The 17,232-nt window shown below is 57.5% G+C and carries 9 protein-coding genes; 6 read left to right on the top strand and 3 right to left on the bottom strand.

Features of this window, described 5'->3' with window-relative positions; translation table 11 throughout:
* The first annotated feature begins 65 nt into the window (after nt 1–65).
* The 4 genes from EAF64_RS14110 to EAF64_RS14095 all read left to right on the top strand — a co-directional run bounded on the left by EAF64_RS14110 (nt 66) and on the right by EAF64_RS14095 (nt 5,175).
* A complete protein-coding gene (locus tag EAF64_RS14110) occupies nt 66–731 on the top strand; it encodes a helix-turn-helix domain-containing protein (protein ID WP_129069908.1) in 666 nt (221 codons plus the stop codon).
* A gap of 12 nt (nt 732–743) precedes the next feature.
* Nucleotides 744–1,433, top strand: a complete 690-nt coding sequence (locus tag EAF64_RS14105; protein ID WP_129069635.1) for a hypothetical protein — start codon at nt 744–746, stop codon at nt 1,431–1,433.
* 92 nt (nt 1,434–1,525) lie between these two features.
* Nucleotides 1,526–4,786, top strand: a complete 3,261-nt coding sequence (locus EAF64_RS14100; protein ID WP_129069634.1) for a DUF499 domain-containing protein — start codon at nt 1,526–1,528, stop codon at nt 4,784–4,786.
* 2 nt (nt 4,787–4,788) lie between these two features.
* Complete coding sequence (locus EAF64_RS14095) at nt 4,789–5,175, top strand: hypothetical protein (RefSeq protein WP_129069633.1); 387 nt, start codon at nt 4,789–4,791, stop codon at nt 5,173–5,175.
* 75 nt (nt 5,176–5,250) lie between these two features.
* On the opposite strand, the gene EAF64_RS14090 is transcribed toward EAF64_RS14095, so the two are convergent.
* From EAF64_RS14090 to EAF64_RS14080, 3 genes are all read right to left on the bottom strand, one after another.
* Nucleotides 5,251–7,893, bottom strand: a complete 2,643-nt coding sequence (locus tag EAF64_RS14090; RefSeq protein WP_129069632.1) for a DUF1156 domain-containing protein — start codon at nt 7,891–7,893, stop codon at nt 5,251–5,253.
* A gap of 157 nt (nt 7,894–8,050) precedes the next feature.
* The gene (locus EAF64_RS14085) at nt 8,051–9,826 is read right to left on the bottom strand and encodes an McrC family protein (RefSeq protein ID WP_129069631.1); all 1,776 of its coding nucleotides are present in this window, start codon (nt 9,824–9,826) and stop codon (nt 8,051–8,053) included.
* The gene (locus EAF64_RS14080) at nt 9,823–11,070 is read right to left on the bottom strand and encodes an AAA family ATPase (protein WP_129069630.1); all 1,248 of its coding nucleotides are present in this window, start codon (nt 11,068–11,070) and stop codon (nt 9,823–9,825) included. Before EAF64_RS14080 ends, EAF64_RS14085 begins: the two co-directional genes overlap by 4 nt.
* Before the next feature lie 356 nt (nt 11,071–11,426).
* Between EAF64_RS14080 and EAF64_RS14075 the strand changes: the two genes are divergently transcribed.
* Together EAF64_RS14075 and EAF64_RS14070 are read left to right on the top strand one after the other, a co-directional pair.
* Nucleotides 11,427–14,006, top strand: a complete 2,580-nt coding sequence (locus EAF64_RS14075) for a PD-(D/E)XK nuclease family protein (RefSeq protein ID WP_129069629.1) — start codon at nt 11,427–11,429, stop codon at nt 14,004–14,006.
* A complete protein-coding gene (locus tag EAF64_RS14070) occupies nt 14,003–16,915 on the top strand; it encodes a UvrD-helicase domain-containing protein (RefSeq protein ID WP_129069628.1) in 2,913 nt (970 codons plus the stop codon). The genes EAF64_RS14075 and EAF64_RS14070 overlap by 4 nt, the downstream gene beginning before the upstream one ends.
* Nucleotides 16,916–17,232 lie beyond the last annotated feature (317 nt).

Here is a 17,232-nt window from a genome sequence, read left to right as displayed (position 1 = left end):
TAGCGATAACTAGAAGCTAAACCGCCGGCGCAGACTAGGAGGAAATTTCAACAATGACCGAATTAATGGACGCCACGGCTGCAAAGATCGTCTTGGCAATTCAACGTGGCGATTCTATCAATCGCGTTGCGAGCAAAATTGGTGTCTCGTACTCGTGGGTGTACGACTGGATAGAGCGGTTAGAAGACACCAAAATTATCGCCGCTACCGATAGTGGAATCCAGATCGTCGACCACGAGATGCGCCAGCAGTACGCCGAAATGATAGCTGCGTTGTACAGCCGCGACACCATCTCTCAGGAGGACGCGTACGTCATCCCGCACTTCGCCGGAATGGAGTTCGCGTACACGGAAATCGACGCTGCGTACGTCTGGACGCACGGCGGCTACCAGATCGCACGGGGTCACGACGACTACCCGGTGTTCATCGAAGTCCACGACCGTGATGTCGAACGCTGGATTGCGTTCTTCCAGCAGTTCGGCGTCGACACGACGATCAACGAGCGACCGGACGCCAGCGATGTCGACGGGAACGTCCACTACGTGTTGTTTCCGAAGACCGACGGCATCGACGCCGAGTGGGTCGACGGCAACCCCGTGATTCCGTTGGACGACGCCGTCGACCAGATGATGGAGAACCGCCCGGCATACGAGCCCGCCTTGGAAATCATCGCCGACGAGTACGACAGAGACATCGACGCGTCGCACCACAGTGCGATGAGCGCGGACTAACGGGGCGATGGAATGAGTCTCCCCGAGCGTCAATCCGAACTCGTCGACACGCATCGCGCAGTACAGGAGGCCGAACTGCCGTACGTTCTCGTCGGTGGGTGGGCAGTTTCGGCGTTCCAGACGCGGTTCACGACGGACATCGACACCGTGATTCCGGACACGGCACTTGATGAGTACGACTCGCTCCTTCGCGACCTCGGGTACGAGAAGCAGTTCGAGAAGGACGTCTCGAACGAGTACGAAGGCCGGATGATCCAGTACACGAAGCAGGTCGGGGATAACGAAGTCAAGTTCGAGGCACTCGTCGACGCGATGGGTTGCCGACAGACGGACGCCGAGTGGTCGTATCGCTATCTCCACGAACACAGCACCGTCGAATCGCTTGACGTCGCCGAAGACCTCGATGGTCGAATCCCGGAGCCAGCCCTCCTCTTCGCGATGAAACTCCACAGCGGCCGGAAAGCCGACACCCGCGACCTCGTCGTCATCAGCACGCGTGCGAAGTTCGATCGTATCGAACGGCACGTCCATCGGGGTGACCCGAAGAAGCTCGATGGTCAGATCGAGATGGTGCTGGATCGACTCCAGCAGGACGGCTTCGAAGACTCGTTCAAGGGAGTCTTCCGCCAGGAAGAGCTGCCAGTGGATGCGGTCGACGACCTTGTCTTGTTCTTGTCCGAGCAGCGAGACCAACTTCGGTAAGATTCCTGGCGCCGTCTCGCGAAACAACTGAATATTCGACGATTACTGACCACAGTACTTAAGCGAATAACATACGGTGTCTATGACATCAAATGGCCAGTACGGAATCTCTCTCACAATCAATTGCGGACACGGTCACAATAAGCCAAGAACTCCGAGAAGAGGGCGAAATCGACGGCCAAGTCAAGCTCTACAACGTAGACGAGGACGACGAATTCGAGGCCGACGCGTCCACGTTCTTCGACCGGACGCTGATGACGCAGGGGCTACGAGAAGGACTCGTCGACCTCCGAGACACGCTCCGTGGTGATGCGAACTACGGCACGCACATCCTCTACGGGCCGTACGGGAGTGGGAAGTCCCACCAGATGGTGGCGATGTACCACTGCTTCGCCGACCCCGAGGCCGCTGGCAGATTCGGCGACCGCCACGTCGACGGTTTCAGCGATGCGTTGCCCGAGGCCGAGAAGTCGGAAGCTGTCACTGTCTCTCTCCAGAAGCGCCAACCGGACTACCTCTGGGAGCCCTTCTTCGACATCCTCGACTACGAGCCTTCCGACAGCGACCTCGATCCCTACCCCGACATGGAGACGATTCAGGAGGCGGTCGACGGGCGAACGGTCGCCTACCTGATGGACGAACTCGAGGACTGGTTCGAGCCGCTCAGCGGCGACCGAAAGAAGCGGAATCGTGGCTTCCTGCAGGCTCTCCTCGAAACCGCCGACCTCGACGATAGCGACATCTTCGCCATCGTGTCCGTCCTCCGCAAGGGCTCGGAGGTTCACAACATCCTCGACCGCGAAAACGCCTCCGAGGTCAATATGAGTAGCAAGGTGAGCAAGCAGGAGGTCATCCGCCACCGGCTCATCGACGACATCGACGAGGGTGCGGTCGGTGAGATTGTCTCGGGCTACGTGGACGCGTACGCCGACAACGACCACGTCCCGGATTCCGACATCCCGAGCGACCTCGCACAGAAGATGCGGGATACGTACCCGTTCCACCCCGTTCTCCTCAACGCCCTCGAGACCCGCTACTACGCCGACGAGGGCAACCAGAACACACGGGGGATGATCTATCTCTTCTCGAAAGTTCTCACCACTGCCGCGGATCCCGAGGCCGATCCAGACGATGAGGACGCCTCCCGACTCATCGAGGAGACCGACCTCGTCACGCATGACGACATCGACGCCGTTCTGTTCGACGACGAACTGACCCGGATCAATATCGATCGTCCCGGCGTCTGCATCGACGACATCCGCAACCGTGTCGATCCCGATTCGATCCCCTACGGCCGGCGCATCCTGAACACGATCCTCCTCTACAGTCTCAAGCCAGACGAGGGCGAGGGTGCTGGCAAGGCCGAAATCGTGATGGGCACCTACCAGACAGGCGATCTCGTCTCGGATATTGTCCTCAACCTAGAACAGCTCTACGGCGTTGCGTGGTACCTCCACAAGCTCAACGGCAAGTACGCTATCCGCGACCGGCAGAACCCCAATGCGCTCATCCAGAACAAGGCCGAGGACGTCGACGAGAAGGTCGCTCTTGGCCAGATCGCAGACACAGTCGAACAGGTCTTTGGCTCCGACGCGTACCCCGTTGGGTTCACTGACGGCGATCTCAAACAGGTGCCTGACAACCGGGAGGTCAAGGTCGTCGTCAAGGTCGACGACTGGACGCAAGAGGAGGTCGAGACCGTCATCAAGAACGCGGACGACAGTCCCGGGCGCGAGTGGCGCAACACGCTTGTGTTCGTCCAGCCGGCCGGCGACAAGGCGATCGAGTCGGGTACGGGCTTCATCGAGAAGGCTCGCTACATCGAGGGTGCCGAGCGCGTCCTCGAAGACAATTCACTCGACGACGAGATTCGCTCGTCTGTCAGGCGCCAGCGTGAGGACGAGCAGCGCGAACTCCGCGATCGCGTCGAACTCGCCTACGGCGAGATTCTCGACGGCGACGACCTCCTGAACGAGTTCGATCTGGCCGCCGAGATGGATCTCGACGTGTTCGTCTCCGATGGTGAGCCGCTCAACGCTGGCGACATCGCCGACAGCGTTGCCGCTGAGGGGATTGACCTCCAACAGCACATCTGGGGGATCGTTGATGACCTCCTCGACCGGCGAGGCGAGGCCAGCATCGAAGATGTCCACGAGCAGTTCCTCCGACAGCCCACCTACCCAATCCCGGGTAGTCCGGGCGACGTAGTTGACGCGGTCGTCGATGCCCTCGAAGACAGGCCAGTGATCACCCACGGTTCGAACGGCTTCTCGGAGTCGCTTGAGGGGAGTTCTCTCGACACGACGCTCCTCCACGAACGCGACGTCCAGCGGTGGATGGCCGATGATGTCGAGCAGGAACTCCGCCAGCGATTCGGGAGCGGTACCAAGTCAGTCGACATCGGGAATTTCGAGCTTGAACTTCTCGAAGACACCGAGATATGGCTGGAAGGTGACGGCCACGACACCGTGATGACCGCTGCTGGCCGACTCGCACAGGACGGCCAATACGTCATCTACAGCGGCACCGAGATCGTCACGAAGGCCCAGTCAGACGCGACGATCCGCGATATCTCTGAGGCTGAACGTATCGGTGCGTCCGAAGTTCGCGAGCGCATCGACGAAGCCTTAGAGGACAGCGGTCGAGCGAACACCCACCGTATCCTCGAAGACATTCGCCGCGACGAAACCGTCTATCTCCCTGATGGCGAGACCGAGCGGGCGTTCCGCGAGGCTGTGACGGACTTCCTCGTCGATGACTATCTTGTCGACATTAACCGCGAGTACGCTGACGGATTGGGCGACCGCGACCCGACCGACGTTACGCTTGTCCCCGTCGTTTCGGACGACATCGCCGAGCAGATCCTCGACTACATCGAGGGACTCGATGGAGGCGACGAGTTCACGGTTGGGAGTGTGGCTGACCGGTTCGACGCGTCGGTCTCGGAAGACGCTGTCCAGACGTTCCTGCTTCGAAACCTCGGACGTGAGGCGGAGCCCGAGTACGTCATGGCATCTGACGGCTCTGGCGATCCGACACGGTGGTCGCCGGGCTACCAGTTCCGCATACCGAGCGGTGGCTGGCGGTTCGTGTTCAACGGCGACGACGCAGCCGCGCTACGTCGGAAATGGCGAGAGGAGGAAGATTCCGGAGAAGTCACCTACGGCGAGGTCAGGTTCCAGCTGACCAATCGAATGGGGATTCCCGGGCCGCTTCAAGGGACTGCAAGAGTGGAGGAGACGATGACAAAGCTCACCCTTGAGTCCGGCGAGGACTTCACGAAGGTGCGCGACCTCTTCGAGCGTATGCCCGATGAAGCATCAAACATCTCTGTCGAGATAAACTTCGAGTAACGATGGTCGAGCACGGCAAACTTCCCGGCGAGTATAATGTCGTCGTCGAGGACGAGTACGATCTCTTCGATCACCGAGTGCCGGTCGAGGAGTTCGAGGAGATGCTCCGCGAGAACGATGTGCCCGACGAGGTGTGCGTCGTCGGCCTCGACGACCTGTTTGGCGACGACGATGCGGCGAGCGAGCTGTCGACGCTGATGGATCGCAGCGCAAACACCCTTGAAAATCGCAGTCCACTGCCGACCATCCAGTTCGCCGTCGAGGGGTCGTTTCAGCGCCGCCAGCGTGACTATGAATTGCAGACTGGCGGAGATCTCTACCGGCTCAGCCGCGTGTTTGGGCCGCAGATCGAGCGTCGGAGTAGTGGCTGGCTCACGGCACCATTTTAGCTTCTAAACATTTGGAGGGGTGGCCGGAATGAGTGTCTGTCGCAGTATTACAGGGAAACTACTGATACGGTGGACTCAGTAGTCTCCTATGGCACGGTCGCCGCCGAGAATGCGCCGATAAACATCGTCACCGCTGGCGTCGGCTAACTCTTGGCAGAGTTCGCGTAGGTCGTCCGAGACAGTCCACTTTTCGAGGTAGTTCTGAATGGATTTGCCATGTTCGTAGCGGTGACGTAGGAATTGAGCCTTATCAAGCGGGGTCAGCTCGTTGTCGCCGTTGACGCGCTCTTGGACATAGGCGAGGCGTTTCTCGTCTTCCCACGTTCCAAGGACGAAATCTCCCTCTTCTTGTCGGTACAAGCGCGAATCCTTCATTTCATCCGAGCTTGCGTTCGTTCCTCGGGTGAGCATATTGAGGTCGTTGTAGGTGGGATCATCCATCTCAAGCAGGTCGAGGAAGACATCCACTGACCCGATACTACTTCCCTGTTGGATTATGCCGTAAATTTCGTCCACAACCTCTTTTGCGGACATAACCTCGCCACTACGTTGCACTTCGCCGTGGTGTTTCGAGTATTCATAGAATGCTTGCCCCATCTCAATCACGCCTATGTCACCTTCAGAGAGTTCTCTATTTTCTGTGAGACGATTATGGGTCTGCTTGGCAGTGCGAACAATATTCCGTCGCAGAGAGTTCCAACTGACTGGTTGGCGACTTTCAGCAGGTTTGGCAACGACGATTATGTCAAACGAAACAGACTCTCCCTTGGTCAACTTGTCCACGTCAGCGGTGACAGGATACGTAGCAGTCACTACGAACCCGGCGTCACAAACTGCTTCCAATAGTTCACCCCATGATTCGGAATCGCTGTGGTGGTATGTGAATACCAACCGACCGTCGTTTTTGAGGGCTTCATTAGCGACGGTGAACGCATCACGCAGTTCTTCCTCGAACTCTTCAGCACCTTTGTCTTGTTCGGGATTGGCGACGATTTCTGTTCGGGGTGTGTGGTCGGGTTTGAACGCTTCGTACTCGTCTTCTAATAGCCGCTTCTGCCAGACGTAAAAGTAGTCCGAGAGTTCGGAATATATTATATTATCGTAGTATGGCGGGTCGGTCAAAACCAGATCGTATTCATCCTTGGCGTCAATCTCTCTTGCGTCACCGCATTTTACGTCAGCATTGGCCCCAAGTGGGTAGCCAAACTCTGCTGTTTCTTTCGTCTCACCATCTTCAATGTACCTGTCGGTTGGTGCGTGGGCGTATTCTACACCACGCTTCATTTTCTCAAACGAACGGGTGAAGGAACCAGTCCCATGTTTCAATCCCCATAGGTTGTTTTCTGCTGGTTCTTGCGGGGGGTCGAACGAGTTTGACTTGAAGATATTCGTGATACTATTGTGGCCATGATGATAGCCACCCATCATGCTGTTATAATTGAGCGATTGAGAGAATGCAAGTAGAATATATTCTTTGACATTTTGATCGTCAATATTATCAATTTCCTGAAGAAGACGAGCCATACAGAACAATTGACGAGGATTAAACATATCCTTCCAATCCTTATATCCGTGATCGAAGATAGGGTTCCTAACCGCCGTCATATGGCCATGAGGTATCTCTTCATGAGGAATATATTGTTGTAGTGTATCCGACTCTTCAAATCTTTCTTTGGCCTTACGGAACCGCTCAATATCTTCTTCAGATGTGGTCTTATAATCCTTGATCGCGTTCTTTCCGAGGCCGTTCTCGTCACAAGTGGGGCAGTAGTATTCGAGTGCGTACATTCGCAGGTCGAACCCATCTTGTTCCTGTATAGCGTCAGTTATCCCGTACTTCTGCCCACACTCCGTACAAGTGTAGTTCCCGCCACGGGTGACGTTCCCCTGTTGTGGAACATATTCATGCCCACAATGTCCACACTCCGTTTCACTCCGCCAATCTTCGGAGAAGGTTATTGAATCGCACTCCGGGCAGTAGACGTTATATCCGCCCTTGTTATCGTATCGTCCTTTCCCGACCCTGTAGTCCTTGAATAGCGAGGTCGTTTCACCACAAGAGACGCAGTCTATCTCTTTCACCCAAAGGTAGTACATCACCTCTGCTTTGTGGGAACTGTCGTTCGGACAGGTCGTTTTGTAATATTGCTGTATTTCAGAAGCGACATTCTCTTTGATAGTCTGATAGGCTTCCTCAAGATCAGCCGGATCAGTTTGGTGGGCTTCCATCTCCTTCTTCGAGATGAACCAAGCCACCGGATTCAGGTCATATCCGTCTACGTCGGCTCCGAAGCGTGACGCTTCGCCAAGCGATGTCCCCCCACCAGCGAAGGGATCAAGAACTTTCTTATCTGAAACCCGGACATCCTTCTTATAGAGCGGCCAGAGTGTTCCCGGATCATCCAAATCGACACTATTCAACATCCGTTCTAACTCGCCGTTGTTGGACGTGAAAGAGTCGAGAGTCTGATCGTCGCCCGGTTCGTGTACTTCTACCTTATCAGGATCATCAAGAAGGGAGTAAAGGCAAATGGAACGAAATACTGAACCCGGTCGCCGCGCCCACCACTTGTGCATTGCATAGACCGGTCGGTAGTATTCGAGAGCACCTCCAGTTGTTTCCTTTTCAGCAATCTCGTTTACCTCTTCTAAGGGAAAGGACTTCTCTATAGGGAGTTCTTTTTCTTCATCAGAGAGACGGGGTGGTTCCTGTGCCATGTCTGGACATTCTGTAGGTTATGGGGAAGACAAATAAACTCACTCGTAACCACTCTGTGACTGGGGGTAGTCAATCTTATAATGGTGAACTCAGTAACACACTGACCCTACACTTTGGCATTCTCTCTAATTCTCTAAATATCGTTGGCATTATTGTTTAAAGAAGTCGAAAACCCATTTCAGATGTGACTTTGATAGGATTGTTCCCATCATCTCTTGTGATAAAGTAGAGGTCGATTCTTTCCGTTCCATTACGATGCCGAAACACTGGCACACACGTTGTAATGTCAGTCGGCTGTTGCTGACAATATGTCTCTATCTGCTGTCTCGTCCACTTCCCCTCCTGTTCGAGGTCGGAGCGAGAACGGTACTGCGTCGATAGCGTATCTGCGGCCGCGTTGACCACACGAAGCGAGAACTCGTGGACGTTGCTGAAGTCGAACGGCCCATCCGGGTCGGTCAGGCGATCCAGTGCGGACGCGTCGTGCTGATCGAGACAGAGAGCGTGCTCCTCAACGGCACGGTAGACGTCGAGGGCGGGATACACGTCAGCGAGCGCCTCGTGCAGGTAGTCACGGACGCAGGCGTGGTACCCATCGAGCGAGAAGTGGTCGCTGTCGGGCGAGATCACCTGTAGTTCCGCCCCGGTCTGGGCGACCGTCCGCGTCCGCGGCTCACCGAGCGGTGTCAGAAAGCCCATCCGCGGTGTATTCAGCAGGTACGCGTAACTGAACAGCCGCGACCGCGAGCCGCCACTCTTCACCGGATCCTTACCTTCGGCGTAGTACTTCGAGTCGAGGACGGCCAGCGTCTCGTCACCCTCCTCGACGGCGTGATCCGGCTGGTGGAACACTTGCCCCTCCTTCTCGAAGGGCTGGAGCGTCGGCGACCGGACGGCCGAGACGTTCGCGGTTTGGTCGAGCCGGTCATAGGTCTTGATGGCATCCAATTCATCCTCGATGGCGGCCTGCGAGTACTGCTCGAACAGCGACTCCATATTCAACACGTAATCCACGACCAACTCTCGGTCGCCCTCCATCGCCGGCGTTCCAAGCGAGGAAGCCACTACCGCCTTCGCAACCTCGATGGCCTGCCGATAGTAGTGGCGCTGCTTGGGGAGGTCGTGTAGGGAGAAGCGTCGGTACTCGGGAATGCGTCGACGCCCGCTCGTCACGTCCAGCTCCTCCAAGTGACGCACCTCCTGATGCACCTGCGAGAAGATGTGATAGTACGCCTGATGGTCGTACTCGTCCTCGTACTGTCGGAAGAGCCGAAGAAGGTGCGTGCCTGCGTAGTGGAGAAGCGAGTTGGCCGCGTTATCGTAGTTGACCTCTTTTAGCAGACAGTGCTGCTGGGCGCGACCCTCGGCCTGATTGACCAGCGACTGCTCTATATCGATGACACCCCGAGGTTGTTCGAGGTCAGCACGTCGCGTCTCCAGTCGCCGTACGAACCCGTTGCGATGGATGGTCTCCAACCCGTTGAGGTAGTTGATCGCCAGAATCAGGAACACGTCCTCCAGATCGACATCCTCGGTGCGGAACTCGTCAAGTGGGATGCCGTGGTACTCGACCGACCGCTTGCGACCGTGTACCGCCAGCAGCATATCGAAGATGTAATCCCAGTCGATCTTCGGCTCGATGCGGAGCTTCGACCGGGGCGTGAGGCTGATGATGCCCACGTTGTCCCGCGCCGTCACGTGCAGTACCGGGCCATCGACTCGGACTTTGACGACCCGGTACTCCTTGTCGCGGTCGTCGAGCGACTCCTGGGTCTTCACAAAGACGTTGTCGCTCTCCTGCTCGAAAGAGGCGCGACGGAGTTGGTCGTCGATCGAGGGTGGACACCCCTCGATGCGGATTTCACCGCGCTCGGGCACGCTGAACGTCCCGGGTTGGTAGGTGTACGATGCGTCCGGATCGGAGACGCTCATTGCTCGTAGGAACCCATCCGGCGACGCTCGGCCTCAAGTTCTCGGCTGGCGAGGTCGGCTGCCGGCGCGAGGTCGAACATCTCGAAGTCGTTGTCGAGTGCCCGATAGTGCTCCTCGATCTGCTCGATCTGCGGGAAGGCCGCCGAGTTCAGCAGGCGCGGTACGATGAAGGTGCGGAACGCCTGCCCGACCGCCTGCTCCGGCGCATCCATATACAGGGCCTCGTCTTGGAGTGCCTCACGCAGGAAGATCGTCACGTCGCGGTAATGCATCGGCCCGAACCGCATAATCGGGCCACGCGAAGCCTGTTCGGAGCCGTTGTTGATACCGTCGTAGTCGGCCTCGAAAAGGTCGAGTAGATCGTCGTTACCGAGAAGAGGGATGTCTCCGAGGTTGTCCTCAAGCCAGCCCTCGAATAGTGCCCGTCGGTCGTCGTCCTCGTATTCGTCGAGTTCGACCATCGCGAACCGCCGGGTGATGGCGTTGTCCAGCTCGTTGACCGTCCGGTCGGACATGTTCATCGTGCAAATGATGCTCACATCCTCATCCAGCTCGATGGTCTCGCCGTTGTCAGTCTCGATTAGAGTCTGGTTGCGATTTTCGATGGCTGTGTACAGCGGCCCGAAGATCTGGGAGATATCTGCCCGGGTGATTTCGTCAAGGATGACTGCGTAGGGGATGTCGAAATCGCGAGCCCGCTTAACCCCTTCTGATACAGCCCCGAGCTCTGTCTCGTAGTTTAGCGACTGATAGCCCGAAGAGCCGGTGAGATTTGGCCCGATGCCTCCGATGATGTCCTTTGCTGTCCATGACGGTGTTGCAGTGTGAAGCGAGTAGCCGACGCAGTGGTTGAGTGCGAGTTGTTTAGCGAACGTAGTCTTCCCTGTACCAGTCGGTCCATAGAGAACAACCGGCTTCCCGGTTTTTAGCGCGGTTTTGGCGTTCCGTTCTACCGCGTTCGGGACCAGAATACTCGCTGGTGTATCATCACCACGGGTGATGACGGCGCGTTTCAGATTCTGTGAGGCCTTCGAGGATTCGAGAACCGCTCGGCGAATTTGACCGACACCCTGATCACCCTCATGATGAATGTCGAGCTGCTGCTCGCGGATGAGATATTCCAAAACGTCTGTGCTTGCTGCCTGCTCGATTGCTTCAACAACTTTGCCCTCTACAGCCCGAAGAACGTCCAGATTATCCTTTGCTTTCTCAAGTGAATAGCTATCGTCGGATGAAGCGCTCATTTATTGAATGACTTTTCAAACTCCGAGAACAAAAACGTGCCCTCAGTTTTCTACCGGTTAAGGATATGTCAATAATACTACGCAGTTGTATCAGTAGACATCAGAGTGTAGCTCAATTTGTGTCACTCTCCAGTAGAATGCTTCTCGAAATAAGAGCGAAAGGGTATTGCTTTCTGCGGGAGCGCAGAAAGGGGGTGTCCTCTATTCAGAAACTGCTCCGCAAGAAACTGTCTTGCATAGCACATTGAGGAGACGAGGACATCGAGATCGGCTGATTCTCCCCGTGGCCTGAATAGAAACGCTCATTTGTAGTTTTGATACCAATCTTTATCAGAGTGCCAGCAGGGCATCAGAGCGTGCCTATTCAGCGTGCGAAGCCGCCCGAGCAACTCTATGCTGACGTCGCAGCCTACGACCGCGTCATCGTCCCGGACGCCCCGCTTGCGAGTGCGATCAACCGCCGCATCGACCACCCCCACTTCGGCACCTTCGCCATCCCCCCACGCCGTCTCGCTGCCGGCCGCCGAGAACAGGCCGAAGACCGCCTGGCCTTCCTCGAAGTCGTCGACCAGACCCAGTACAACTGGCAGGCCATTGCCTACGCCATCGGGAACGTCCTCCAGTGCTGGGAGCATCAGGGCACCATCGATGCCCTGCTCGACTACGAGGCCTACGTCGACGAGGCTACCCAGGAAGTGGTCGAGATCATGTCGACCCTCCAGACGACCTCCCAACAACTCACCGAGTACACGATCCAAGCCGATGAGGTCGCCGTCGTCGGGTACGATCAACTGACCACGCTCGAACGAAGCATCCTCCCCGCCGAGTACGACCGGATCGACCTCTTCACCGACGAAGCCTTCGACCCGCCGGAGTTCCACATCTTCGACTCTCCGACCGAGATCGTCGACGCGCTGCTGGATACCATCACCGCCGAGAACGCTGATAATGTCGCTGTCGTCCTCGATGGCGGGAGCCACTACTCTTCCCTTGTCGAATCTGCCTTCGAGGCGGCTGACATCCCCTTCTATGGTGGCCAGGGCTTCATCGACGATCCCCATCACCGTGCGTTCGTCCAGTTGCTCCGGACGGCGTTCCGTGGCTCGGCAACGACTGTCGGTGACGTTCGCCCTGTCCTCAGCCAGATGGGCCAAGACATCCCCATCGACCACACGCAAAAACGACTCGCCGCAGTCGACCACCCAACCGTCGCGTGGATGAAGTCATTCACCGCCAGTGTCCACACCCAGACGTTCGCCGAGGCACTCACGGACTACGAACACCAGACCGGGATCGAACTCACCCGCTTCGACGACGAGTTACAGGCCATCGGCCTCGCGGATCACCCGGTCACGAGCGATGCCGTCGACGATCTGGCCTACTACCTGCAGACCTACGAGGTCCCGGTCGACCGGGAGAACGAGGGAGTACTACTAGCCGACGCCAAGTCCTCGGGCTATGTCGACCGGCCGGTCGTGTTCTATCTCGGCCTCGATCAGGACTGGACGCATTCGGCCCCACAGCGCCCATGGGTCGACACCGATGCCCAGTTCGACCGCTACCTCCGCCAGTTCCAGCTCCTCCTGCAGAGCGGCGCTGAGCAGTACTATCTTGTCCAGGATATCAGCGGTGGCCAGCCTGTCACGCCCTGTCTGTACTTCGGGGACCTCCTAGACGAGGACTTCGACCGGTTCAGCGATCTCGATGCAGTCACACATACACGCCCAACTACCACCACGAGCCCCGGCTTCGAGAAAACCGACTACGATGTCGAGACCGAATCCGTTGAGACGATCAGCCAGTCGAGTCTCAACACCTACGTCAATAGCCCACGGGATTACTTCTTCAGCCGCCTGCTCGATATGCCCGACCAGGAACGATTCGTTGAGGGCAACCTGTTCCACGACTTTGCCGAGTTCTACGTCACCCACCCAGCGATCATCGAAGACACAGACCTCTCCACCCTCGTCGATGCGATGCTCGACGAAGCGGAGCCTTTCATGGCTGGCACCGACGAACCCCTCACCCGCCGTAAATACCGCATCGGCCTCGAGACGATCATCGAGTATCTCGACGAGCACAGCCCGACAAGCGATGACTTTCTCACGCCAGCCTCTGGGTGGGGGACGAATTTCTTCGCCGAGTATTTCGACGAGCCAGTCGATTCACCGCTCACCGAACGCTGGTTCGAGAATAGTGCGCTGGGCATCAAGGGCAAGATCGACCTCGTGCAGGCTCCCGACCAACTGCTCGATTACAAGAGCGGCCGACAAAAGTCCGCCTACTCGGTCGTCAAGAATGCCGCCATCGACCCGCCGGGAGACACACCGAACTTCCAGGCAGCGCTCTACCTGAGCCACTACCGGACGCGCCAGCCCGACGAGCCCCTTGAGTTCACTTTCTTCCATTTCCTGGAGACGCTCGACGACATCATCACCGGCGACGCCGAGATCGACGACACGCTGACGACCCTCTCGTATTATCCGTTCACCTTCGACGAATACGTCGGCTCGCGAGCGGCCTACGACGAACTCGTCGATCACTACAACGATTGTACGGCCACGTTCGAGGATGTGGACTATTCAGCCTACAGCGATATCATGGCCCAGCTCTCCTTCCCGGAGACAACAGAGAAAGACGAGCTCCGGGCCTCGACCTTTGCCACGGAGTTTTCGACTGCCGTCGGCGCTATCGTTGCCGAAGGGATCGACCACGAGAAAGGCTGTGATCAGGCGATCCGGAAGCTCAACGGCATCCGCCAGCGAACCTTCTTCCGCGAGGATCTGGATGCCTTCGAGGCCTTCGTCGAGGACCGCCTGACAGAATTGAACCAGCGATGCGCTGGCGACGAACGGTTCCCAATCGATGGTCCAGGTGGCGAGCCAAACTACCGACGCGTCGATAATCGGGATCTGCTGCTGGAGGGGGACCGATGAGTCAGCAGCCCAGTGAGGAAGCCGAAGAGCTGACGCCGAATGACCGCCAGCGCCAGCTCATCGACAGCACGGAGGGCATCTATCTCGTCGATGCCGGCCCCGGGACTGGGAAGACCTTCGCCGTCACGCGTCGCTATGCGAACATCATCGACCAACCGGCTGTCGACCCCGAAGATGTCCTTCTGGTCACGTTCACGCGAAGCGCGGCCACCGAGATGAAAGAGCGCATTGTCGACCATGCCGACTACAGTATGCGCCAGTTGGCCGATGCGCCGATCCAGACCTTCCATTCCCATTGTCACGATATCCTGCGTGAACACGGCCACGCCGCCCCGTCCCATCTCGGCCTCGATGGGCGGATCACTGGCTCGACGCAGGTCATCGAGGACGAACTGGTCGAGACCAAACTCTTCAGAGAGTTCTTCGATCAGTTCCGTGACGACCATCCCGAATATGCCGACTTCTATCGGGCGCTCTCGACACCTACAGAACTGTTGGAACTAGTCGGCGAACTCGCCGCGAAAGGTGTCTTTCCCACAGCTGAGGGCTGGTATCGCGATGGTGAGGCCATCCTCGACGGGGACTTCGCCGCGTTCAAGGAGCGGTTCGACGCGGTGAACCAGCCCCGGAACGGCGGCAGTAAGCAATCGCAGCTCCGTGACGGCCTCAGTCGCTTTGGCCGAAACAAGACCTACCTGCCGGATGCTCCCTCGAAGTCTGACCTCCGGGGGAGTCGCGGGACGAAACAACTCGACGATGCGGTCGCCCGTGACGTGTTCGAGGAAGACCGAACCGATCTCAAGGCATTCGTCCACGACCTTTACTTCGAGTATCTGGCGTTCGCCCTCCAGCGAAACTACCTCAACTTCGGGTTCCTCCAGTTGTTTGCCTTCGTCTGTCTCTGTGAGAATCCCCAGCTACGTGAAAAGGCCCGCTTCGAGTATGTGATGGTCGATGAGTTCCAGGACACCAGCGAGATCCAGTTCAAACTCGCGCTCTTGCTCGCGGGCACCGACAATCTCTGTGTGGTCGGTGACTGGAAGCAGAGCATCTACTCGTTCCAGTACGCCGATGTGGACAACATCATCGAGTTCCGAGATCGACTGGCTAGCTTCGCGGCTGACCTCAACAGTGACGCCGACCGCGTCGACTTCGATATGGATGCGATCGAGCGGATTCCCCTGGAGGAGAACTACCGGTCGACTCAGACACTGATCGACATTTCAGAGGAGGCGCTCGTGACGCCGGCGACGAGTTCGGAGGAGGTTGATACAAGCATCCTCGACGATGTTGTCAACCTGAATTCGAACGCACCGTTCGATAACACGACACTGGCCGGCTACCAGCACGAGGACGACCACGAGGCAGTCCTTTCGCTCGTCCAGGACATCGTCGGCAACGATGACTACGCCGTCCGCGGCGACGACGGGAGCCGACGTCCGCCACGGTACGAGGATATCGCCGTGTTCACACGGACGCGGGATTTCGGCCGGGAACTCATGGACATCGCTGCGGTGTATGACTTCCCGATCGCCTACGATGGCGGGGTGGAACTATTCCGAACGGACCCGGCGAAACTCCTGCTGGCCTGGCTTCGGATTCTCGATTCGGACGCTGACCGTGGCTGGGCGGTCGTCCTCGAACAGGCAGGCTATACGCTGGACGAAGTCGACCACATCCTCGAGACGGGCGACTATCCAGAGACTATGCGAACGTTCCGGGACGGCCTCGATTCGATGGCAGCCGTCGGTGCCATTGCCCGTCGTGTCTTCGACCGCTATGGTTGCGATGGGGACTACGCTGACGTGATTCTCCATACAATCCAGGCGATTCACGATTCGACAACACTCACACGCGGCGAGCTCATCCAGTTCATCGAGCGTGGAATCGAGGCGGGTGCCACCCACGAGATCCATACCAGCGCTGGCGAGGATTCCGTCACTGTGCAGACCATCCACGCTGCGAAGGGCCTGGAGTACCCCATCGTGATCCTAGCGAACATGAATGACGGCCGGTTCCCACCGTCATCCGGAAACAGTCCCACCATCAGCTATCAGGATCCCGTCGGCCTTCGCCAGCGGAAACTCTACGCCGAGATCGACGACCACGCCCATCCACACGTCTATCACAACTGGCGCTACGACGTGCTTCGGAAGTGTCTGCCACGGGAGTACGACGAAGAGCGGCGCCTCCTCTACGTGGCGATCACACGCGCTGAGAACCACGCGTTCTTTGTCGGTGGCGATGACCCTAACACCTTCCTTGAGGAACTCCCGGTTGCGCTCGACCAAATCGATCCCGTAGTCGAGGCCGTCGATCGGGAAGCCACGGCCCAAGCTGAACTGCCGTTTGCCGTCCGGACACCTGACGGCCCGATCGGCCACACGCCACACTCGTTGATGGACGATTCAGTGTTCGATGATGCTGGAGAGTCACGCGAAGTGAGCGCGGACCCCGACGGGGAGGCCCGTGGGATCGATTTTGGCTCACGTGTGCATGACTTTGCAGAGGCGTACGCTCTCGGTGAGGATGTCTCTCCCTCGAACGAGCACGAGCGACGGATTGTCGACCTGCTCGACGGCCTCAGTGGCGAGCTCCACGTCGAGGAGCCAGTCGTCTTGCCCCTCGACGTCGACGGTGAGCGGGTGACGATCTCGGGGATCGCCGATCTCGTCCACGTAACGGCCGATACCGTAGAGATCATCGACTACAAGACGGATCGTACCCGCCACGCACAGCCAGAGTATCGGAAACAGCTGAGTGTCTACTATCATGTCCTCTCCGAGTGGTTTGACGGCTGTCGAGTGAACGCCGCGATTTTTTACACTAGTAATGGAAACCGGGAGCCAATCGAGCCACTATCACTAGCGGACCTGCGGGCCGTAGTGCGTTCTCAGATGCCTTCCTGAGCAGTTAGTTTTCCTCTCAGTGTTGCTTGTTACAGATGGTTGTAACAGATAGCTGTTACAGACAGCATCATATCCGTGTCCGGGGGCACAACTCTCCTCCTCACGAATTGGTGATTATCAGTGCTGTCGGCAGAGCGAATACATTCTAGCCCATGTTCCAAGAGAAGTATCTGTACCAGTTTCCTCTCACACCCTCCTGCTACGTCTGTCTGTAATGGGTGTCTGTAACGATTTGCTGGTTCTGGCGTTTGTGGTGAACCGTAGTACAGACGAGATTGATTTGATCGGGCTTGTTCTAGGTCCTTCAGGGGTCTCCA

Source organism: Halorientalis pallida, assembly GCF_004118325.1.
Lineage (GTDB): Archaea > Halobacteriota > Halobacteria > Halobacteriales > Haloarculaceae > Halorientalis > Halorientalis pallida.
Note: the sequence above shows the minus strand (reverse complement) of the source record. Positions and strands in the feature narration are given on the sequence as shown.